We start from the raw sequence: 21323 nt of genomic DNA on the forward strand, positions 1-21323 counted from the left end.
TGTTCCGATGTATTACTCACCCGTTCGCCACTCGCCACCAGGTGCAAGCACCCGTGCTGCCGTTCGACTTGCATGTGTAAGGCATGCCGCCAGCGTTCAATCTGAGCCAGGATCAAACTCTTCAGTTTAAACCTGTTACTGTTTTCGGTTCAGTTAAGAACCGGTCGCTCACTCAAAGCTGACAGGAATATGAATCACTTCATAAACCTGACTTACTTTAGTGTGAGACTCTTGATACTTTTGCTATCTGATCCGAGGATCAGCTCGCTACCATCAAGCGCCCACACTTATCGGCTGTTAATTTTTAAAGAGCATTCTGCGAGGAACTTCGTGTTTCCCGGCAGCGCTGCGTTTTCAGCAGCAGAGAAACGAGATTATGAACCGTGTTTCGCAGTTCGTCAACAACTTTCTGAACGACTTCGTTGCGACTGCCGGGCCATCTTCCTGCGCCGCCACGGCTCGCTACATCCCGAACCCCGACAACACCGCTTCCCTTCCTCCGCGCCGCGTTTCCGTTAGCGCGAAAGAGGCGTGATTCTAAGCAGCTCACGTCGTGAGTGCAAGGGGTTCGCAGCAACTTTTTTACACACGCCGCAATTCGGCCGTCCGGCCATGCTTGGCCGCGAGACCGCTTATGGTGCAAAGAACGGACTAGAATGTGAGGTTCTTCGCCTCTTTCTATATACGTCTTTAATATGCGCCAGCGAATCGCCAAACGCCTCCCCCCCGATGCCGACAAACTGGTCGGTCTGTCACTTGCGCTCTTCGCGTCGGGCAGCCGCATCGAGGATCGCTTCTGGGAAGCGAAGCTCGATGCGCTGCTCGCCAAGATTGTCCGCAACGGCAATCAGACTACGCTCGACGCCGCGCTCGACCATCTTCAGCAGAATCATCCCGACGCCTACGGCGCGCTCGCCGACATGGCCGAGACGCACAGCGAGTCGATGGTGATCGAACACGACGGCCAACCGTACGATGCGCTGCTGGTCGCCGTCCCGGTTCTCGCCTGGACGCGCTACATGATTCCGTCGGGCCCGCTCAAGGCCGACGTTGCCGACGCGCTGCGAACGCACCTGCAGGCGCACGTACTCGCGAACGGCACCCTCGTCGGGCTCGCACCGTTCCTCTACAGCATCGACCAGTTGCCGCGGCACCACGTCGAAACCTACCGGCTGGCCCAGCAGCTCGCCCATGCGGCAATCGGACAGCACGCCCCGAAGCTGAGCTTGGGGGACCTGCCGGAAACTTCGCCGATCCTGGCCGATCCGCGCTTCCTGCTGGCGGTTGTCGCCGCGCCGGCCGGCGCGCCGCTGTTCCGCTGGCAGGAAGAAGAAAACGGCAGCCGGATCGAGCGCGGCCAGTGCCTCGAACAATGGACGGCCCAAGGCGGCCCGAACCTGTCGATCGCGCTGCCCGGCTGCGAGTTCGAATGCCTGCTTCCGGACGCGTACTACTCGGCTTGTCGCGATGCGGACGAACGCGTACGTCCGCACACCGTCCGAACGGCCATTCGTTATCTATTCGACACACTTGGTGCAGCGCCGCAAGAGCTGCGCGCGGTGGTCGCCGGCTTTGGCGAACGTCGTATCGACGAGTATCGCGTCGGCTTCACGCGACGTGCCAGCAACGACGTGATCTACGGTGTCGTGTGGCCGCTCTACGGCCGTGAAAACGGCGACGTATCGGTCGACAACGCGACGCTCGAAGGCGAAGCGCCGATCGAAGGGCCGCTCGAGGAAATCGTGAGCCTGCTGAAGGAATGCGGCGTAACCGACGTCCGGCGGCACGCGGGCCGCTTCGAACCCGAATACTGCGACGACTGCGGCGTGCCGCTTTACGCCGATCCGCTCGGCGAAATCGTCCATGCGGAAATGCCGGAAGACGCGTCGCCCGCCCAGCCACACTTCCACTGACCGCACCGCAGGCCCGGACAGCCTGCCCCCGCTCAAAGCCGCTTTCGGTTCCTGCCGAAGCGGCTTTTTTCTTCTCCGATGCCCGGTCGCTCAAAATTTCGAACTTTTCCTAAGCCTTTCAGCCAAGCAGACATCGTGTAAGGTCTTTGTCATTATCGGGGCCAGCTTATCCCCGACGGCAATCAATGACTCACTTCACGGAGGTTGAATATGCGGTTCTTGGTACTTAACTCAGACGCCGAACGGCGTGACGGACTGAAGACCCTGTTGCGGCAGATCGACCGGCACGCCAGCATCAACGATGCGCCTGACGGTTTCCAGGCACGCCGGCTGCTGCGCACCCAGCGTTTCGACCTCGTCGCGATCGACTGGCTGGACGTGGGCCGGATCAGCGAGCTTCAGGCACTCGGCAACGCGTGCTCGCCGACACCGGTCGCCGTCCTGGTCGACGACATCTCGCCCGAAGCCATCCAGCGCTTCTTCAATTACGGCGTCGCGGGCGTGATCCCACATTCCACGAGGCCGCACCTGATCGTGCGTGCGCTCGAGATCGTCCTGCTGGGCGGGCACTACATTCCGCCGATCGCCCTCAGCCTGTTGCCGTCCACGGCGACGATGACGGCCCGCCACGACGCCCATTTCCAGACGCTCGCCGGCTCGCTGCCCCGGCGCCCGCCGAGCGGCCTCCTGTCGCCGCGGCAAGCGCAGATCATGCGGTTCGTCCACATGGGCAGCACGAACAAGATGATTGCGCGTACGCTCGGCATCAGCGAAGGCACCGTGAAGATCCACCTCGCGAGCATCTTCCAGCAGCTCGGCGCCGCGAATCGCGCCGCCGCGGTCGCGATCTACAACGGCTGGCTGTCGCCCCATCTCGAGGTGCTGCTGGCGAACCGCAACCGCGCCCGCAAACCGGTCATCGGAGAACACGGCCCGGCTCCGCTGCGTACACAACGGCATGACCGTCCGTACCCGTTACCCATCGCGAATACCGGCACGCAGGATCTGCCGCTCGCCGCCGAGCCGCCGGCACGATTCCGGCGCGGACGCTAGGCAAACAGTCTCGATATTGCGACGGTCGGGCATGTGCAGGCTCCCACCTTTGATGCTCAACGAGTAATATGGATGCATGGGTTTTCTTTTCACACCGCTTCCGCTCTGGGTTGGCGTCGGTGGCTGGATCGCCGCCATGGCCCTGCTCGCGCTCGCGATCTGGAATCGCCCCTTCGTACGCCTGCAAGACGCTACGCTTCAGCACGTGTGGCTCGCGCTCGTCACAGCGATCGCGGTCCTGTGGGCCTCGAACGCATGGCTCGAAGATGGCATCGTCATGCATCTGCTCGGCGCAACGTTGCTCGTCACGCTATTCGACTGGACACTCGCCCTGGTGGCGATGGGCGCCGTCACGGCGATTGCCGCGGTCATCTTCGACGCGCCGTGGCAAGGCATCGGTCTGACCTATCTGATCTACGGTGCGCTGCCTGTCGGCGTGTCGGCGTTGCTGCAACGCGCCGCGCTCGCCTGGCTGCCGCACAACCTCGCGTCGTTCATCACCGGGCAGGGCTTCCTGTCACCCGCCATCGCGATCGTCGCGGTCGCCGCGGCGGCGGCCGGTGTCCAGCTCGCGCTCGCGGACGGCGTTCCCGTCGTGATTCCCGCCGGCTATCTGCTGAACACCGCGCTGCTCGCGCTCGGCGAAGCCTGGTTCACCGGCATGGCAACGGCCCTCATCGCCGTCTATCGCCCCGCGTGGGTCACGACTTTCGACGTCCGCCGGTACCGCCTCGGGGGCCCGCGCGCCTGAATTTCCTCCGCATCGGTCCGGCGCACACCCATACCGGCGGCAGTTCCGCTGCGCGCGCCGAATGCGTCACCTACTGCCGCACAACTTTTTTACGCTAAGATTGAACTCCTGTTCTTCATCGGGCATCTATACGTGCCCGATGTCTTCTTCGCTCCTCACCAATAACCAGATGGACAGCTCACCTGCCTCGCTCCGGATTTTCCGGGCGCTCGGCAAGCTGGCAGCCTGTATCGCGGGCCTGTCGCTTGCGTTTCCCGCACCGGTATTCGCCGACCTGCTCGACCAGCGTTCCGAACTGATCAACAAATTCGTCAACGAGATGCATGCCGATCCGCTCGCCGCCGATTGTGCAGCGCACGGCAGCTTCATCGCCAGCACGTCGACGGCGTTCGATCGCGTCGACTTCGCGCCGAACGCATTCGACGGCGGCAACGCGACGATCACGCCGTGGAACGACTCGTTCGACCAGGGCAAGCAGCGCGTGAAAGTCGACAACATCGTCACCGTCGACGGGCTCGGGATCCACAGCGACGGCAGCGATCCGACGCCGCTGAAATTCCGTTGCGGCTATGTCGGCCAGCAAATGCTCGCGTTCAGCTGGAACGACCCGGTTCCGCCACTGAAGCCGCGCGTCGAGCGCTCGTCGTCTTCGACGAAGAAGTTCAAGGGCAAGTCGCACCGCGGCAAAGCCAAGGCGAAGGCATCGGGGCGCACCGGCAGCAAGAAGGCCGTCGCGACGAAGAAATCAGGCGGCCAGAAAAAAGCCGTGAAGAAAAAAACCGCGAAGAAGTCCTGATACGGCGGAGCGGCGACGACAGCAGCAAAAAAGGCCGGTGCATCGCAAGATGCGCCGGCCTTTTTCATGCGACGACGGCTGCGCTTACGCGAACGTGTCGACGTGCACCAAGATCGCGGCCAGCATCGCCGCGCCGAGCGCCGCGCTACGCTCGCCGTTCCAGCCGACGCGTTCGTCGGGCAGGTTCGCGTTGTCCTTGAACGGCATTTCGAGCGTCAGCGACAGGCAGCCGAACTGATGACCAATGTACTTCGACGCGAGCTTCAGCGCATCTTCCTTGTACTTGCTCGCCGCGTAGCCATGCTCGGTCTGGAAGTCGGGGCTGGCGACCTTGAACGCGTCGATGAACGCGGCCTGCTCCTTGCCCTGCTGCTCGGTGAAGCTCGGCAGCATCTCCGAGCCGGCGACGAACACGTACGGCAAATCCTCGTCGCCGTGAATGTCGAAGAACATGTCGCAGCCGATCGCGTGGATCGCATCGCGCACGGCCAGCACTTCGGGGCTGCGCTCGGCATCGGGCGCCATCCACTCGCGGTTCAGGTTCGCGCCGGCCGCATTGGTGCGCAGGTTACCGTGCACGCTGCCGTCCGGGTTCATGTTCGGGACGATGTAGAACGTCACGCGATCGTAGAGCTTGCGCGCGACCGGATCGCCCGCCCAGTCGCCCCATCCGGCCAGACGCTTGACCAGCCCTTCGACGAACCACTCGGCCATCGATTCGCCCGGATGCTGGCGCGCGATGATCCACACCTTCTTCTTCAGCGCACCATCGGTTTCCGGCGTGCCGAGCGTCAGCAATGACATCGGACGGCCTTCGACCGTGCGGCCGAGCTCGACGACGCTCGCCTGCGGCAACTGCTGGACCGCGCCGAGAAACGCCGCGTGACGCTCTTCCGAGTACGGTTCGAAATATGCGTAATAGATGCTGTCGAACTCCGGCGTATGGTCGATGGTCATCGTCTTGCCGTCGAACGTCGTCGGCACCCGGAACCAGTCGACGCGATCGTAGCTCGCTACCGCGTGGTAGTTGCGCCAGCCCGACGGATACGCGCATTCGGCTGCGTTCTCGAACGTCATCACGCATCGTTCGCCGCGCGCACCCGTCAAGCGGTAGTAAAACCATTGCGCGAATTCCGAGCGATTGTCGCCGCGCACGCGCAGGCGGATAGCGTCGGCGCTATCGCACGACACGACGTCGATTGCGCCTGCGTCGAAATTACTGGTGATCGAAACGGCCATCTGTTTATCTCCTTTGTCGACCGGCGTTAGCGCTTTAACGCTTACGGCGGTCCCATGCAAAGCTGTCGACCGAAGCAGGCGGCGTACCGTCCGTCCGGCCTCATGCATGCGCCGACCGTCTCGTGAACGGCCGGCTGGGTCACTCGCCGATGCGCCGGCGATATACGTAAGTCGAATCGTTCGACGCCGCCGCATCGAACGCATAGCCTTCGGTCGCGAATGCCTTCAGCGCCTTCGGGTCGGTGATACGGTTCTCGACGACAAAACGCGCCATCAGCCCGCGCGCGCGTTTCGCATGGAAGCTGATGATCTTGTAGCGGCCGCCCTTCCAGTCCTCGAATACCGGCGTGATGACCGGTGCGGCCAGCAGCTTCGGCTTGACCGACTTGAAGTATTCGGTCGACGCGCAATTGACGAGCACGCGCGCCGCGCCGCTGCGCGTCTCGAGCTGCTCGTTCAGCGCCCGCGTGATGCGGTCGCCCCAGAACGCATACAGATCCTTGCCGCGCGCGTTCGCGAAACGCGTGCCCATCTCGAGCCGGTACGGCTGCAGCAGGTCGAGCGGACGCAGCAGCCCGTACAGGCCCGACAGCACGCGCACGTGCTGCTGCGCATAGTCGAGATCGGTCGGCGACAGCGATTTCGCGTCGAAACCCTCGTAGACATCACCGTTGAACGCCAGCACGGCCTGCTTCGCGTTGGCCGGCGTGAAAGTCGGCGACCAGTCGGCGTAGCGCTGGAAGTTCAGGCGCGCGAGCGGATCGGAGATATCCATCAGCGCCGCGATGTCCTGCGGCGACAGCTTGCGCAGGCCGTCGATCAGCTCCGACGCGTCGTCGACGAATGCAGGCTTCGTGTAAGACTGGACGTGCGCGGGCGTCTCGTAGTCGAGGGATTTGGCGGGAGAGAGAACGATTATCATAGAGGCTCGCTGGCACGCCGTGCCTTGCGGTCAGACGAAAACCACCGATTGTAACGAATGACCCGCTCTCTCGCCCCGCATGCCGTACATCGCGTCGTGCTCGACTCGAACGTCTGGATCGACATCCTCGTATTCGACGACCCCGCTACGCGCCCGATCCGGGCCGCGCTGGAGCGCGGCACGCTGGCCGCCGTGATCGACGGCCGCTGCCTGACCGAGCTCGAATACGTGCTCGACTATCCGCAGTTCCAGTCGCGCGCGATCGACAAGGCTGCCGCGCTCGCGACCGTTGTCCGGCTCGCAAGCCTCGTCGAACCGTCGCCCGTCGACGCCGACGCGCCGCCGCTGCCGAAATGCAAGGACCGCGACGACCAGAAATTCCTCGAACTCGCCCGCGCCGCGCAGGCCGAGTGGCTCGTGTCGAAAGACCGCGCGCTGCTGAAGCTCGCGAAACGCACCGCACGCGACTTCGGCTTCCGGATCGCGCAACCCGCGCCGTTCGTGGAAGCCTGCGCACTCGACGCCACGGCGACGCCGGCCTGACGCCTCCCACCCGAATTCGACCGTATCGATGAACGCTCCTTCAGATATGCCAACGACTCCCGTTTTCCCGTCGCGCCTGCCGAACGTCGGCACGACGATCTTCACGGTCATGAGCGCGCTTGCCGCCGAAAAAGGCGCGGTGAACCTCGGCCAGGGCTTCCCGGATTTCGATTGCGATCCGCGCATCGTCGATGCGGTCGCAGCCGCGATGCGCAACGGGCACAACCAGTACCCGCCGATGGCCGGCGTCGCGCCGCTGCGCGACGCAATCGCCGACAAGATCGCGCAGGTGTACGGCCGGCGCTACGATCCGGGCACCGAAATCACCGTGACGGCCGGCGCGACGCAGGCGTTGCTGACGGCGATCCTGTGCGCGGTGCATCCGGGAGACGAAGTGATCGTCGTCGAGCCGACCTACGACAGCTACCTGCCGTCGATCGAGCTTGCCGGCGGCAAGCCCGTGTTCGTCACGCTGGACGCACCCGACTACACGATCCCGTTCGACCGTCTCGCGGCCGCGATCACGCCGAAGACGCGGATGATCCTGATCAACACGCCGCACAACCCGACGGGCACCGTGTGGCGCGAGGCCGACATGCGCAAGCTCGAGGACATCGTGCGCGGCACCAACGTGCTGATCCTGTCCGACGAGGTCTATGAACACATGGTCTACGACGGCGCGCGCCATGAGAGCGTCGCGCGCTACCCGGAGCTCGCCGCGCGCAGCTTCATCGTGTCGAGCTTCGGCAAGACCTATCACGTGACGGGCTGGAAGGTCGGTTACGTCGCGGCGCCCGCGGCGCTGACCGCGGAATTCCGCAAGGTCCATCAGTTCAACGTGTTCACGGTGAACACGCCGATGCAGATCGGGCTCGCCGACTACCTGCGCGACCCGGCGCCGTACCTGTCGCTCGCGGGCTTCTATCAGCGCAAGCGCGACTTCTTCCGGGCCGGCCTCGAGCGCACGCGTTTCAAGCTGTTGCCGTGCACGGGTACGTACTTCCAGTGCGTCGATTACTCGGCGATCAGCGACTTGCCCGAAGCGGAATTCTCGAAGTGGCTCACGTCGGAGATCGGCGTGGCCGCCATTCCGGTGTCGGCGTTCTATCACGAGCCGCACGAATCGGGCGTCGTGCGCTTCTGCTTCGCGAAGCAGGAAAGCACGCTCGCATCCGCGCTCGAACGGCTCGCCCGCCTGTAAGCCCGGCACGGGCGGCCACGCGCCGCCCGTCAGAAACGCTTACGAACGCACGACGTTCGCCGCTTCGACATACGCCTTGCGCTCGGCTGCCACGCGCTGCGCGGCAGGACGTTCACTCACCGTCTTCGCGTGCGCCTTCCAGTCGATACCGGCCTCGAGCAGGAAGTCGCGCCCGAAGACGGCCTTCGTCGCCATGCCGATGACCGGCAGATGAACCCACGCGGCAATGTCCGCGAGGCCGAACGATTCCCCGAGCACATACGGCGAAAACCGCGTCATCTGCTTGAAGGCATCGATCGCGCGCGGCAGGCGCTTCTCGACGTGCGCCTTCATCCCGTCGCTCACCTTGCCGCCGAAAAACGCTTCCGTGTACACCTCGCGCGCCATCCATTCGAGATACAGCTCGAGCGTCTCGACGAGTTCGCGCACCTTCGCCGCCGCGAACGGGCTTGGCGGGAAAATGCCTTTATCGGGATAGCGAGCCGCCAGGTATTCGATGATCGCCTGCGACTCGAACAGCGCGCCCTCTTCGGTCTTCAGGAACGGAATCTTGCCGAGCGGCGAATCGGCAAGCTGCGCCGGATCGCTGATCGGCAGACCGCACATCGCTTCCTCGAACGGAATGTCATGCTCGAGCAGGACGAACTTCACCTTGTTGTAATAGTTGGACAACGGAATACCGCACAGCTGTAGCATCGGTGTCTCCTTCGTTGCTGAAGCGCGGCCGCATCGACCGCAGGCCGCATCGGGACTCATCGCGCTGAAAAGCACGTCCGTGCTAGTCTAAAGCAAGTTGCGCGTTCGTCACGACAACATTACCTCCGCTGCGGCGTCGACTCTGTCCGTCCGCACGACACACGCGGCGTCGCCGCCGCGCCATCCGATGGAGACACGCTCGCATGAGTGCTGAACTGCTGGCCTCGCGTCCGCCCGAGAGCGAATCGACGCTCGTCCTCACGCTGTCCAATCCCGGCGCGCGCAACGCGCTGCATCCCGACATGTACGCGGCCGGCATCGAAGCGCTCGCCACCGCCGAGCGCGATCCGGCGATTCGCGCCGTCGTGCTGACGGGCGCCGATCGTTTCTTCTGCGCAGGCGGCAACCTGAACCGGCTGCTCGAGAATCGCTCGAAGGATCCGTCCTTCCAGGCCGACAGCATTGATCAGCTCGCGGCATGGGCCACGGCGATCCGCGCGTCGACGAAGCCGGTGATCGCGGCCGTCGAAGGCGCGGCGGCCGGAGCGGGCTTCTCGCTCGCGCTCGCGTGCGACCTGATCGTCGCCGCACACGATGCGAAATTCGTGATGTCGTATGCGCGCGTCGGCCTGACGCCCGACGGCGGCGGCTCGTGGTTTCTCGCCCGCGCGCTGCCGCGTGCGATCGCGGCCGAGATCCTGTTCGAGGGCAAGCCGGTCGCCGCGGAACGCCTGCATGTGCTCGGCGTCGTCAACCGACTCGCCGCGCCCGGCACGGCCCTGAGCGACGCACTGGCTTGGGCCGACACGCTCGCCGGCATCTCGCCGAATGCGCTCACGCGCATCAAGTCGCTGCTCGACGACGCGACCGCGCAGCCACTGGACGCGCACCTCGGCACCGAGCGCGATCATTTCGTCGCGTCGCTGCATCATGCGGACGGGCTCGAAGGCATCACCGCCTTTCTCGAGAAGCGCCAGCCGCGCTACAAGCGCTGATCCGCCGCGTCGGGCTTCGAACCGACGCCGCGCCACGCCGCGTCCATCCGATGCGGCCCGTCGACGCCGCACGCCACGCCGGCAGCGATCTCCGGCCCGGCCGCGCATGCCCGTCGGCACGCGCGTTTCGGTCGCCAGCAGCCGGTGTCGATCCATGCTCTAATGACCGCCTGTCGCGGCGCCGCCGGCGCCGTTTTCGCGCATGCCACACAGGAGTTGACGATGATCGACGTCTATAGCTGGGCGACCCCGAACGGCCACAAGGTGCACATCATGCTCGAGGAAACCGGCCTCGCGTATCGCGCGCATCCGGTCGATATCGGTGCCGGCGACCAGTTCGCGCCCGAGTTCCTGAAGATCAGCCCGAACAACAAGATCCCCGCGATCGTCGATCCGGACGGCCCCGGCGGCCAGCCGATCTCGCTGTTCGAATCGGGCGCGATCCTGATCTACCTTGCGGAGAAGACCGGCAAGTTCCTGCCGACCGATCCGGCCGCGCGCTATGCGACGCTCGAGTGGCTGATGTTCCAGATGGGCGGCGTCGGCCCGATGCTCGGCCAGGCGCACCACTTCCGGCTGTATGCGCCGGAGAAGATCGAGTATGCGGTCAACCGCTACACGAACGAAGCGAAGCGCCTGTACAACGTGATGGAAAAGCGGCTCGGCGAATCCGAGTATCTCGCGGGCGACACGTACACGATCGCGGACATCGCGACGTTCCCGTGGACGCGCTCGTGGCAGAACCAGGGCATCGTGCTCGACGCGCTGCCGAACGTGAAGCGCTGGCACGAGGCGATCGCCGCGCGACCAGCCGTGCAGCGCGGCGTCGAGGTGCTCGCGTCGATGCGCAAGGCGCTGCAGGACGACAAGGCACGCGAGGTGTTGTTCGGCGCAACGCAATACGCGAAGCACTGACGAGCGGAGCGGCATCCGTGCATGCCGCTCCGTGCTTCAGAAGTAATGCAGCGTGATGAACTCCGCCGCGCATACCGGCAGTGGCGCGTCGGGGCGCTCGACCTGCATCGATACCGACCACGTCACCTGGATGCCACCGCGCGCGGCGTCGGCGGTTTCCTTCACCGCGAACAGCGCGCGCACGCGCGCCCCGACCGGCACCGGCTTCAAAAACCGCACGCGATTCAGCCCGTAGTTCACGCCCATCTTCTGCTCGAAGCGCATCGCGTCGGTCATCAATGCAGGAATCAGCGACAGCGTCAGGAACCCGTGCGCGATCGGCCCGCCGAACGGCGACTCGCGCCGCGCACGTTCGGGGTCGACGTGAATCCATTGATGATCGCCGGTCGCGTCGGCGAACCCGTCGACGCGCGGCTGGTCGATCTCGATCCAGCCGCTCGCGAGCGGCTCCGCGCCGACCCGCGCCTGCAATGCCTGCGCCGAGGCGATCAGCGGCAAGGTCACGTCGGTCATGGGTTCGCGCCCCCCGGATGGCGCAGCCCGAAAATCACCTTGGTATGCACGGAGATCACCGTCTCGCCGGCTTGGTTCACGCCGATCCATTCCGTCGACACGATGCCGCGGTCGGGCTTGCTCTCCGACACGCGCTTGTCGTGCACCTTCTGGTACATCGTGATCGTGTCGCCGGCGCGCACCGGCTTCAGCCAGCGGATCGAATCGATGCCCGGCGAGCCCATGCTGGTCGAATCCGGCCCGAGCTTCTGGACCAGCAGGCTCATGAACACCGAGCACGTATGCCAGCCGCTCGCGACGAGCCCGCCGAAATGCGACGCCTTCCCTGCTTCCTCGTCGACATGGAACGGCTGCGGATCGTAGCGCTTCGCGAACGTCTTGATGTCGTCCGCCTCGAACGTGTAGCGGCCCACTTCGGTGGTACTGCCGACCACCAGGTCTTCGTAGCTGATGCCCACTGATAAGTCTCCTTGTCTGGCGCGCTCGCGCGTCGCCGTCATGCTACGTCGGTCTGCGCGAAATCGGGCAGCGCCGCGATGCGGGCGAGGTGATGATCGGTATCGCCGAGCGTCGTCTCGATGATCGACAGCCGCTTGAATAAATGCGCGGCGGCCACTTCGTTGGTCACGCCCATGCCGCCGTGCAGCTGGACCGCCTGCTGGCCGACGAAGCGCGCGGCCGCGCCGACCCGCGCCTTCGCGGCCGACACGGCCTTGCGCCGCGCATCGGCATCGCCGTTCGCATAGCGCACCGCCGCGAGATAGGTCAGCGAACGCGCCTGCTCCGCATGGATCAGCATGTCGACCATCCGGTGCTGCAGCGCCTGAAAACGCGCGATCGGCACGCCGAACTGCTCGCGTGTCTTCGTGTATTCGACCGTCGCGCGATTCAGTTCGTCGAGCGCGCCGACTGCTTCCGCGCACAGCAGGAAGGTCGCGTAATCGGCGATCTGCTCGAGCGCCGCCGCGTCGCGCGCCCCACCCGTCAGTAGTCGGCCCGGCGTGTCGTTGAACATGATCGTCGCGGCGCGCTGGCCGTCGATGGTCCGGTAGTCGACCACCTTCGCGTTGGCCGCATCGCATTCGACGACGAAGAGACCGATGCCGCCGCCGTCGACCCGCGCAGGCACGATCCACGCGTGCGCCTGGGCGCCGTGCTGAACCACCGACTTGGTGCCGGTCAGCCGGTACGTGCTGCCCTGCCCGCGCGCGTGCGTGTCGAGTTCGTACAGGGCGTAGCGCGCGTGTGGTTCGTGGAACGCGACCGCCACGCGCTTGTGCCCCTGCGCGACCGCCTCCAGCAGCGCGGCATCGTCGCCCGCGCTAGAGCCGGCGATCCGCAACGCCTCGACACCAACCGCCGTGGCCCAGTACGGCTCGACCACGAGCGCACGGCCGAGCTCCTGCATCACGACCAGCATGTCGACCGGCCCACCGCCGAAGCCGCCCTGCGCGTCCGGCACGGGCAACGCGGTCAAGCCCAGTTCGGTGAATGCGCTCCACTGTGCTTCCGACACGCCGGTATCGCCGTGCACGATCGCCTGGCGCGCGTCGAAGCCGTATTGCTCGCCGAGATACCGGCGCAGCGCGTCGGCGAACTGCTGCTGCTCATCGGTAAAGCTGAAATCCATGGTTGTCTCCGTTCCGTGATCACAGCCCCAGAATCATCTGCGCGATGATGTTCTTCTGGATCTCGTTCGATCCGCCGTAGATCGACGTCTTCCGGTAATTGAAGTAGTACGCGGCGAGCGGCGCCGCATCGTCGTCGCCAGCGATGCTGTGTTCGCGCTCGCCGTCGAGGAACGGCACGTCGAACGGTGCGGCCAGCGGACCGATCGCTTCGACCATCAGCTCCGTGAGCGCCTGCTGCACCTCGGTGCCCTTGATCTTCAGCATCGACGCCTCGGGGCCCGGCCCCTTGCCGCTCGTTTCGCGGCTGACGACGCGCAGCACCGTCACTTCCAGCGCCATCAACTCGACTTCGAGCGCCGCGACCTTCGCGGCAAACACGGGATCGGCGAGCAACGGCTTGCCGTTCTTGCGCTGGTTCGATGCGACGCGCTTCAGGAACGCGAGCTCCCGCTTCGACGCGCCGACGCGCGCGATGCCGGTGCGCTCGTGGCCCAACAGGTATTTCGCGTAGGTCCAGCCGCGGTTTTCGTCGCCGACGAGATTCTCGACGGGCACCTTCACGTCCTCGAAGAACACCTCGTTGACTTCGTGATCCTCGTCGAGCGTGATGATCGGGCGTACCGTGATGCCGGGCGTCTTCATGTCGATCAGCAGGAACGAGATGCCTTCCTGCTTCTTCGCGGCCGGATCGGTGCGCACGAGGCAGAACATCATGTCGGCGTACTGGCCGAGCGTCGTCCATGTCTTCTGGCCGTTAACGACGTAGTGATCGCCGTGACGTTCGGCACGCGTGCGCAGCGATGCCAGGTCCGACCCGGAGCCCGGCTCCGAATAGCCCTGGCACCACCAGTCGGTGCCGTCGAGAATGCGGGGCAGATAGTGGCGCTTCTGTGCTTCGCTGCCGTATTTCATCAGGACCGGCGCGACCATCGACACCCCGAACGGCAGTACGGTGGGCGCCCCGATCCGTGCGCACTCTTCGTCCCAGATGTGCCGCTGCGTCGCGTTCCAGCCCGGGCCGCCGTATTCGACCGGCCAGGCGGGCGCGGACCAGCCGCGCTGGCCCAGAATCCGGTGCCAGCTCGCGAAATCCTCGCGGTCGAGTCGTTTGTGATCGAGTACCTTGGCGCGCAGTGCGTGAGGCAGGTTGGCCTCGAGCCAGGCGCGGACGTCGGCGCGGAACGCGTCGTCGGCGGGGGAGTAATCCAGATCCATGCGCAGTGTCTCCTGTCCGCGGCCGTCCGGCCCGGCCAAGGACACACTGCGTACGTCATTGCAGCGGTTCTTTCAGCGCGGCAGGAATCGGCAGCGGCATCACGTCGATGCCTTCTTCGACCAAGGACTGCGCATCCTCCGGCGTCGTGACGCCGCGAATGCTGCGTGCCGGCGCCTCGTTGTAATGAATGCGCCGCGCTTCCTCGGCGAAGCGCTCGCCCACGTTCTCGGTCTTCTCCAGCACCTCGCGCAGTGCGCGCATCACCTGCGCCTGCAGCGCACGCGGATCGGCCGGCTGCGCCTGCGTCGCGCCCGACAGGTTCAGGCGCGGCGCCGACGGCATCCGGTTGATCTCCGTCGTTCCGCACACCGGGCATTCGACCAGCTTGCGGGACAACTGCGCTTCGAATTCATCGGCGGAAGCGAACCAGCCTTCGAACCGATGACCGTGCGGACACTGTAAATCGAGGACCTTCATGCTGAATCAGGGCGTGTGACGAGTGTAGCGCAAAAAGCCGTTTTGTGAACGGTCGTGCTAAATCCGGATCGCGCGGCGCGAACGCACCGCGTCACCGGATTGTAACGCGGCACCCCGCCCGCCGCTGACGCCGTGCTCAGGGCGTGACGACCGGCCCGAGCGGCCACGTGCCGGACAGCACCTTGTCGAGCCACATCGTACCGATGATCGTCTTCACGTCGGAGATCTGGCCCGTGCGCACCCATTCCTGCAGGTCGGCCAGCGTCGCGGTGAAGGTTTCGAGGAATTCGCCTTCGTCGAGCTTGCGCTCGCCGGCCGTGAGCCCGCGCGCGAGGTACAGGTCGATGAATTCGGTCGAATAGGAAATGATCGGATGAATGCGGGCCAGGAACACGTATTCGCGCGCCGTGTAGCCGGTTTCCTCGCGCAGTTCGCGCGCCGCGCACGCAAGCGCGCCTTCGTTCGGGTCGAGTTTGCCGGCCGGGAATTCGGCCATCACCTTGCCGATCGGATAGCGGAACTGGCTCTCCATCAGCACGCGGCCGTCGTCGAACAGCGGGATCACCATCACCGCGCCCGGGTGCTGCACGTATTCGCGCGTGGCCTTCTTGCCGTCCGGCAGGCGGACGGTGTCGCGCTTGAGCTTGAGGAACGCGCCTTCGAAGATCGCCTCGCTCTCGAGGCAGGTTTCGGTCAGTGCGGCGTCGTGATTGGGTAGTTCGGCCATCGGCGGCTCCTGAATGAGCACGACGGACGGCCGAAGCCGTCAGCGTCGTTTGACGAGATACTGGAACGTGAAGCCGGGAAACGCGAACACGACGAAGAGACTGAACGTGATCGCGTAAAACTGCCAGCCCTGTTCGAAGCGGTTGCCGGCGCGCGACTCGAGCCAGAAGCCGAGCGCGCCGACGATGAAGTACAGCACGATCAGCTCGCCGATCCGCACCCACGCGTTCTTCTTCGTCGCGCCGAACGGCACGACGGCGAAGAGGCGTTGGTTCAGGAACGGCAGGTTGGCGCAGACGAGCGCCAACAGCACGATGAACCAGCCGGCTGCCGACATTACAGCGGCAGCGTGTGACGGATTGCCTGCAGGCAGGCGGTCAGCAGCGGGCTCGGAATGAGGCCGAGCACGACGACGGCCAGGCCGTTCAGCACGAGGATCGTGCGCTTGCAGAAATCGCCCGAGATCGGCGTCGAATCCTGCGGCGCATCGAAGTACATCAGCTTCACGATGCGCAGGTAGTAGAACGCGCCGAACAGCGACGTGATCACGGCCAGTACGGCCAGCCACGTGAGACCTGCGTTGACGGTCGCCTCGAGCACGGCGAGCTTCGCGTAGAAGCCGACGGTCGGCGGGATGCCGGCCAGCGAGAACATCATGACCATCATCACGAACGCGAACACCGGGCTGCGCTTGTTGAGGCCCTTGAAGTCGTCGATCGTTTCCGCTTCGAAATCGCGGCGCGCGAGCAGCATCACCACGCCGAACGAGCCGAGCGTCGTGATCAGGTAGACGATCGCGTAGAACATCGCCGAGCTGTACGCGTTCGCCGGTGCCGCCGCGTCGCCCTTCACGATGCCGGCGAGCAGGCCGAGCAGCACGAAGCCCATGTTCGAGATCGCCGAGTACGCGAGCATCCGCTTGATGTTGCGCTGGACGATACCGGTGATGTTGCCGACGATCAGCGACAGCGCGGCGAGGATCACGAGCGCGGTCTGCCAGTTCTGCGCGAGCGGCAGCAGGCCCATCACCAGGAAGCGCAGGCCCCACGCGAACGCGGCCACCTTCGGGCCGCCGCCGACGAACAGCGTCATCGCGGTCGGTGCGCCCTGGTAGACGTCCGGCACCCACATGTGGAACGGCACGGCGCCCAGCTTGAACGCGATACCGGCGACGATGAAGACCACGCCGAACATCAGCACGGCCGCGTCGGTGTTGCCGCCGACCGCCTTGTACACCTCGCCGAGCTCGAGCGAGCCGGTCGCGCCGTAGAGCATCGAGATGCCGTACAGCACGAAGCCCGACGCGAGCGCGCCCAGCACGTAGTACTTCATCGCGGCTTCGCTCGACTGGGCGGCGTCGCGGCGCAGCGCGATGACCGCATACAGCGACAGCGACATCAGTTCGAGGCCGAGGTACAGCGTCAGGAAGTTGTTGCCCGACACCATGACCAGCTGACCGAGCAGCGAGAACATGCCGAGCAGGAACACGTCGCCGCGGAACATGTCGCGGTCTTCGAGGTACTTGCGCGAATAGACGAGCGACACCGCGAACCCGAACGACACGACGGCCTTCATCGTGCTCGCGAACGAGTCGACGACGACCATCTTCGAGAAGAAGTAGTACTGCTGCGGGTCGAGCGCCTGGACCGAGAACCACACGCCGGCGACGACCGACGAGACGACCGCGATCAGATAGGTCAGGCGGCGGCCGGACGCACCGGTAAAGGTGTCGTTCAGCCATGCGACGACGATGGCGGCCAGCACCAGCGCGTCAGGCAACAGGACATTCATAGGGGCGTTTTGCATGATCTTGAGTTCCTCCGCTCGCGATTACTGGGCCAGCGGCAGCTTCGACTGCGCGACGTGGGAGAGGAGGTTTTCGACGGAAACGTGCATCACGTCGGTGAAAGGCTTCGGATACAGGCCCATCAGCAGCGTGAACGCGGCGAGCACGGCCAGCATCACGAATTCGCGACGGCCGATGTCCTTCAGCTTGGCGACGTGATCGTTCGCGACCGCGCCGAAGTACACGCGCTTGTACATCCACAGCGTGTAGGCCGCGCCGAGGATCAGCGTGAAGGCCGCGCCGAAGGCGATCCAGAAGTTGTACTGGACGGCCGCGAGAATCACCATGAACTCGCCGACGAAACCCGACGTACCCGGCAGGCCGCAGTTGGCCATCGAGAACAGCATCGCGAATGCCGCGAACTTCGGCATCACGTTGACGACGCCACCGTAGTCGGCGATCTGGCGCGAGTGCACGCGGTCGTACAGCACGCCGATGCACAGGAACATCGCGCCCGACACGAAGCCGTGCGAGATCATCTGGATGATCGCGCCTTCGACGCCGAGCTGGTTGAAGATGAAGAAGCCGAGCGTGACGAAGCCCATGTGTGCGATCGACGAATACGCGACCAGCTTCTTCATGTCGGCCTGCACCATCGCGACGAGGCCGATGTAGATCACCGCGATCAGCGACAGCGTGATCACGACCGGAGCCAGGAAGTGGCTCGCGTCCGGCGTGATCGGCAGCGAGAAGCGCAGGAAACCGTATGCGCCGAGCTTCAGCATGATCGCCGCCAGCACGACCGAGCCGCCCGTCGGCGCTTCCACGTGCGCGTCCGGCAGCCACGTGTGCACCGGCCACATCGGCACCTTCACCGCGAACGCGAGGAAGAACGCAATGAACAGCAGGACCTGCGGCGTCATCGCGATCTTCGCGTTCTGCCACGTCGCGAGGTCGAACGAATGCGTCTGCGTGTACAGGTAGATCAGCGCGACCAGCATCAGCAGCGAGCCGGCCAGCGTGTACAGGAAGAACTTGAACGCCGCATACACGCGGTTCGGGCCGCCCCACACGCCGATGATGATGTACATCGGGATCAGGGTCGCCTCGAAGAACACGTAGAACAGCAGGCCGTCGGCCGCCGAGAACACGCCGATCATGATCCCGGACAGGATGAGGAACGCCGCGAGGTACTGCGCGACGTTCTCGGTGATCACTTCCCAGGCGGCGATCACGACGATCACCGTGATCAGCGCGGTCAGCACGACGAACCACATCGAGATGCCGTCGACGCCGAGGTGATACGCAATGTCGAAGCGTTCGATCCAGGTCGACTTCTCGACGAACTGCAGCGCAGCCGTGCTCGAGTCGAAGCCCGTGATCAGCGGGATCGTGACCGCGAGGCCGAGCAGCGCGCCGATCAGCGCGACCCAGCGGGCCGTCCCCGGATTTTTGTCGTTACCCACCGCCAGCACGAGGAGGCCGAAAACGATCGGCAGCCAGATCGCGGTACTGAGAATCGGAAAAGCGTGCATTAGTGTTGTCTCCCGCCTTATTTGCCGCCGAGCGTTACAAACAGGGTCAGGAGCCCCAGCATGCCGATGATCATGGCGAACGCGTAGTGATAGATGTAACCGGATTGGAGGAAGCGGATCACGCCGGCGAACCAGCCGATGAACCGGGCGCTGCCGTTGACGAGGCCGTCGATCACCACGACGTCGCCCTCCTTCCACAGGCCGCGGCCGATCGCCACCGAACCGCGGGCGAACACCACTTCGTTGATCTTGTCCATGTAGTACTTGTTGTCCAGCAGCGTGTAGATCGGGCCGAACGCGCGGCGGATCGACGCCGGCAGCTCCGGACGCTTCAGGTACAGGAACCACGCGACGACCACACCGGCGAGCGCGAGCCACACCGGCAGGCCCGACACCGAGTGCAGGCCCATGCCGACCCAGCCGTGGAACTCCTCGGCCATCTCGGCCAGCGCCGGGTGGTTTTCGCCGATGAAGATCACCTTGTCGAATGCGACGCCGTGCTGGAAGAAATCGCCGAACAGCATCGGGCTGATCGCGATCGCGCCGATGATCACCGACGGGATCGCCAGTAGGACCAGCGGCACCCACACGACCCACGGGGTCTCGTGCGGCTCGTGCGCGTGGTCGTCGTGACCGTGGTCGTGGCCATGGCCGTGATCGTCGTGGCCATGTGCGGCAGCCATGCCCATCGGTGATTCCGGATGCTTCGCATGGCGGAAGCGCTCTTCGCCGTGGAACACCAGGAAGTACATGCGGAACGAGTACAGCGCCGTGACGAACACGCTCGCGACGACCGCGAAGTACGCGAAGCCCGAACCCGGCAGGTGCGACAGCTTCACCGCGTCGATGATCGAGTCCTTCGAGTAGAAACCCGAGAAGAACGGCGTGCCGATCAGCGCGAGCGAACCGACGAGCGACGTGATCCACGTGATCGGCATGTACTTGCGCAGGCCGCCCATGTTGCGCATGTCCTGGTCGTGGTGCATGCCCATGATGACCGAGCCGGCGCCGAGGAACAGCAGCGCCTTGAAGAACGCGTGCGTCATCAGGTGGAACACGGCGACCGGGTAAGCGGACACGCCGAGCGCGACCGTCATGTAGCCGAGCTGCGACAGCGTCGAGTACGCGACCACGCGCTTGATGTCGTTCTGGACGATGCCGAGGAAGCCCATGAAGAGCGCCGTGATCGCGCCGATCACCGTGATGAACGACAGCGCGGTATCCGACAGCTCGAACAGCGGCGACATGCGCGACACCATGAAGATGCCGGCCGTGACCATCGTCGCCGCGTGAATCAGCGCCGAGATCGGGGTCGGGCCTTCCATCGAGTCCGGCAGCCACACGTGCAACGGGAACTGCGCGGATTTACCCATCGCACCGATGAACAGGCAGATACAGGCAACGGTCAGCAGGCCCCAGTCGGTGCCCGGGAAGTGCAGGCTCGCGAGTTCCGCGCGCTTCGCGAATACTTCACCGTAGTTCATCGAGCCGGCGAATGCGAGCAGCAGGCCGATGCCGAGCAGGAAGCCGAAGTCGCCCACGCGGTTCACGAGGAACGCCTTCATGTTCGCGTAGATCGCGCTCTCACGCGTGAAGTAGAAGCCGATCAGCAGGTACGACACCAGACCCACCGCTTCCCAGCCGAAGAACAGCTGCAGGAAGTTGTTGCTCATCACGAGCATCAGCATCGAGAACGTGAACAGCGAAATGTACGAGAAGAAGCGCTGGTAGCCATCTTCTTCCGCCATGTAGCCGATCGTGTACACGTGCACCATCAGCGAGACGAAGGTCACGACGACCATCATCATCGCGGTCAGCGAATCGACGAGGAAGCCGACCTCGAGCTTCAGCGAGCCGACGTTCATCCATTCGTAGACGGTCGCGTTGAAGCTCGCGCCGCCCATCACGTCGAAGAAGACTTTCGCCGACAGGAGGAACGCGATCATCACGCCGAGGATCGTGATCCGGTGTGCGCCCTTGCGCCCGACTGCGTTCCCGAACAGCCCCGCAATCAGCGAGCCGGCCAGCGGAGCGAGCGGAATCGCCAGCAGCAGGTTTTCATTGAGTGTCGTTGACATAACAGCGTTGCCTGAAATTAACCTTTGAGCTGATCGAGATCCTCGACATTGATCGTGTCGAGCTTACGGAACAGGGTCACCAGAATCGCGAGGCCGATCGCGGCTTCCGCTGCGGCGACGGTCAGCACGAAGAACACGAAGATCTGGCCGTGCGCGTCGCCGAGGTAATGCGAGAACGCGACGAAGTTGGTGTTCACCGCCAGCAGCATCAGTTCGATCGACATCAGGATGATGATGACGTTGCGGCGGTTCAGGAAAATCCCGACGATCGCGATCGCAAACAGGATCGCGCCGAGCACAAGGTAGTGAGCAAGAGTCAGCATGGTTTTCTTTTCCT

General features: G+C 64.5%; 22 protein-coding genes and 1 rRNA gene. 8 read left to right on the top strand and 15 right to left on the bottom strand.

The features are described 5' to 3' along the window. Positions 1-128, bottom strand: a 16S ribosomal RNA gene (locus CFB49_RS12230); the annotation flags it as partial. 567 nt (positions 129-695) lie between these two features. Between CFB49_RS12230 and CFB49_RS12235 the strand changes: the two genes are divergently transcribed. The 4 genes from CFB49_RS12235 to CFB49_RS12250 all read left to right on the top strand — a co-directional run bounded on the left by CFB49_RS12235 (position 696) and on the right by CFB49_RS12250 (position 4513). Continuing rightward, complete coding sequence (locus CFB49_RS12235) at positions 696-1913, top strand: DUF2863 family protein (protein ID WP_069618183.1); 1218 nt, start codon at positions 696-698, stop codon at positions 1911-1913. Positions 1914-2123: 210 nt separating this feature from the next. Then, a complete protein-coding gene (locus CFB49_RS12240; RefSeq protein ID WP_069618182.1) occupies positions 2124-2966 on the top strand; it encodes a response regulator transcription factor in 843 nt (280 codons plus the stop codon). 76 nt (positions 2967-3042) lie between these two features. After that, positions 3043-3717: an energy-coupling factor ABC transporter permease gene (locus CFB49_RS12245; RefSeq protein ID WP_089435381.1), complete on the top strand. Its 675-nt coding sequence runs from the start codon at positions 3043-3045 to the stop codon at positions 3715-3717. A gap of 139 nt (positions 3718-3856) precedes the next feature. Beyond that, complete coding sequence (locus tag CFB49_RS12250; RefSeq protein WP_069618180.1) at positions 3857-4513, top strand: BspC domain-containing protein; 657 nt, start codon at positions 3857-3859, stop codon at positions 4511-4513. 84 nt (positions 4514-4597) lie between these two features. Here CFB49_RS12250 and CFB49_RS12255 read toward each other — a convergent pair whose 3' ends face one another. Together CFB49_RS12255 and yaaA are read right to left on the bottom strand one after the other, a co-directional pair. After that, positions 4598-5752: a M14 family metallopeptidase gene (locus CFB49_RS12255; RefSeq protein WP_089435382.1), complete on the bottom strand. Its 1155-nt coding sequence runs from the start codon at positions 5750-5752 to the stop codon at positions 4598-4600. Between the two features lie 139 nt (positions 5753-5891). Then, positions 5892-6674: a peroxide stress protein YaaA gene (gene yaaA, locus CFB49_RS12260; RefSeq protein ID WP_069618178.1), complete on the bottom strand. Its 783-nt coding sequence runs from the start codon at positions 6672-6674 to the stop codon at positions 5892-5894. A gap of 57 nt (positions 6675-6731) precedes the next feature. Here yaaA and CFB49_RS12265 point away from each other — a divergent pair, with 57 nt between their 5' ends. Then, on the top strand, positions 6732-7217 hold the full coding sequence (locus CFB49_RS12265) for a putative toxin-antitoxin system toxin component, PIN family (RefSeq protein ID WP_089491484.1): 486 nt from the start codon (positions 6732-6734) through the stop codon (positions 7215-7217). 28 nt (positions 7218-7245) lie between these two features. Next, entirely contained in the window at positions 7246-8418 is a 1173-nt protein-coding gene (locus CFB49_RS12270) for a pyridoxal phosphate-dependent aminotransferase (protein WP_069618176.1), read from the top strand. Positions 8419-8457: 39 nt separating this feature from the next. Here CFB49_RS12270 and CFB49_RS12275 read toward each other — a convergent pair whose 3' ends face one another. Continuing rightward, positions 8458-9114, bottom strand: coding sequence for a glutathione S-transferase family protein (locus CFB49_RS12275; protein ID WP_089435385.1), 657 nt, complete (start codon positions 9112-9114; stop codon positions 8458-8460). Positions 9115-9317: 203 nt separating this feature from the next. On the opposite strand from CFB49_RS12275, the gene CFB49_RS12280 reads away from it, so the two are divergent. Next, complete coding sequence (locus CFB49_RS12280; RefSeq protein WP_089491485.1) at positions 9318-10109, top strand: oxepin-CoA hydrolase, alternative type; 792 nt, start codon at positions 9318-9320, stop codon at positions 10107-10109. A gap of 222 nt (positions 10110-10331) precedes the next feature. Further along, complete coding sequence (locus CFB49_RS12285) at positions 10332-11024, top strand: glutathione binding-like protein (protein ID WP_069618190.1); 693 nt, start codon at positions 10332-10334, stop codon at positions 11022-11024. Between the two features lie 36 nt (positions 11025-11060). On the opposite strand, the gene CFB49_RS12290 is transcribed toward CFB49_RS12285, so the two are convergent. The 11 genes from CFB49_RS12290 to nuoK all read right to left on the bottom strand — a co-directional run bounded on the left by CFB49_RS12290 (position 11061) and on the right by nuoK (position 21309). After that, positions 11061-11537, bottom strand: a complete 477-nt coding sequence (locus CFB49_RS12290; RefSeq protein WP_089435387.1) for a MaoC family dehydratase — start codon at positions 11535-11537, stop codon at positions 11061-11063. Continuing rightward, positions 11534-11995 (bottom strand): MaoC family dehydratase, encoded by a 462-nt coding sequence (locus tag CFB49_RS12295; protein WP_069618172.1) that lies wholly within the window; start codon positions 11993-11995, stop codon positions 11534-11536. Before CFB49_RS12295 ends, CFB49_RS12290 begins: the two co-directional genes overlap by 4 nt. Before the next feature lie 38 nt (positions 11996-12033). Next, positions 12034-13167, bottom strand: a complete 1134-nt coding sequence (locus CFB49_RS12300) for an acyl-CoA dehydrogenase family protein (RefSeq protein WP_089491486.1) — start codon at positions 13165-13167, stop codon at positions 12034-12036. A 19-nt stretch (positions 13168-13186) separates the two neighbouring features. Then, positions 13187-14383, bottom strand: a complete 1197-nt coding sequence (locus CFB49_RS12305) for an acyl-CoA dehydrogenase family protein (RefSeq protein WP_069618170.1) — start codon at positions 14381-14383, stop codon at positions 13187-13189. 55 nt (positions 14384-14438) lie between these two features. Continuing rightward, positions 14439-14861, bottom strand: a complete 423-nt coding sequence (locus CFB49_RS12310; protein WP_006750470.1) for a DUF1178 family protein — start codon at positions 14859-14861, stop codon at positions 14439-14441. Positions 14862-14997: 136 nt separating this feature from the next. After that, complete coding sequence (locus CFB49_RS12315; RefSeq protein WP_012328901.1) at positions 14998-15588, bottom strand: NUDIX domain-containing protein; 591 nt, start codon at positions 15586-15588, stop codon at positions 14998-15000. Positions 15589-15627: 39 nt separating this feature from the next. After that, complete coding sequence (locus CFB49_RS12320; RefSeq protein WP_006484867.1) at positions 15628-15924, bottom strand: DUF2818 family protein; 297 nt, start codon at positions 15922-15924, stop codon at positions 15628-15630. Next, a complete protein-coding gene (gene nuoN / locus CFB49_RS12325) occupies positions 15924-17378 on the bottom strand; it encodes an NADH-quinone oxidoreductase subunit NuoN (RefSeq protein WP_175886159.1) in 1455 nt (484 codons plus the stop codon). The genes CFB49_RS12320 and nuoN overlap by 1 nt, the downstream gene beginning before the upstream one ends. Positions 17379-17417: 39 nt before the next feature. Next, positions 17418-18908 carry an NADH-quinone oxidoreductase subunit M gene (locus CFB49_RS12330; protein ID WP_089491487.1) on the bottom strand — a complete coding sequence of 497 codons (1491 nt, stop codon included), beginning with the start codon at positions 18906-18908 and terminating at the stop codon, positions 17418-17420. Between the two features lie 17 nt (positions 18909-18925). Then, complete coding sequence (gene nuoL / locus CFB49_RS12335) at positions 18926-20986, bottom strand: NADH-quinone oxidoreductase subunit L (RefSeq protein WP_089491488.1); 2061 nt, start codon at positions 20984-20986, stop codon at positions 18926-18928. Between the two features lie 17 nt (positions 20987-21003). Further along, positions 21004-21309, bottom strand: a complete 306-nt coding sequence (nuoK, locus tag CFB49_RS12340; protein WP_089491489.1) for an NADH-quinone oxidoreductase subunit NuoK — start codon at positions 21307-21309, stop codon at positions 21004-21006. Positions 21310-21323: the final 14 nt, after the last annotated feature.

Source organism: Burkholderia sp. AU17457 (assembly GCF_002223255.1).
GTDB classification, from domain to species: Bacteria; Pseudomonadota; Gammaproteobacteria; order Burkholderiales; family Burkholderiaceae; genus Burkholderia; species Burkholderia sola.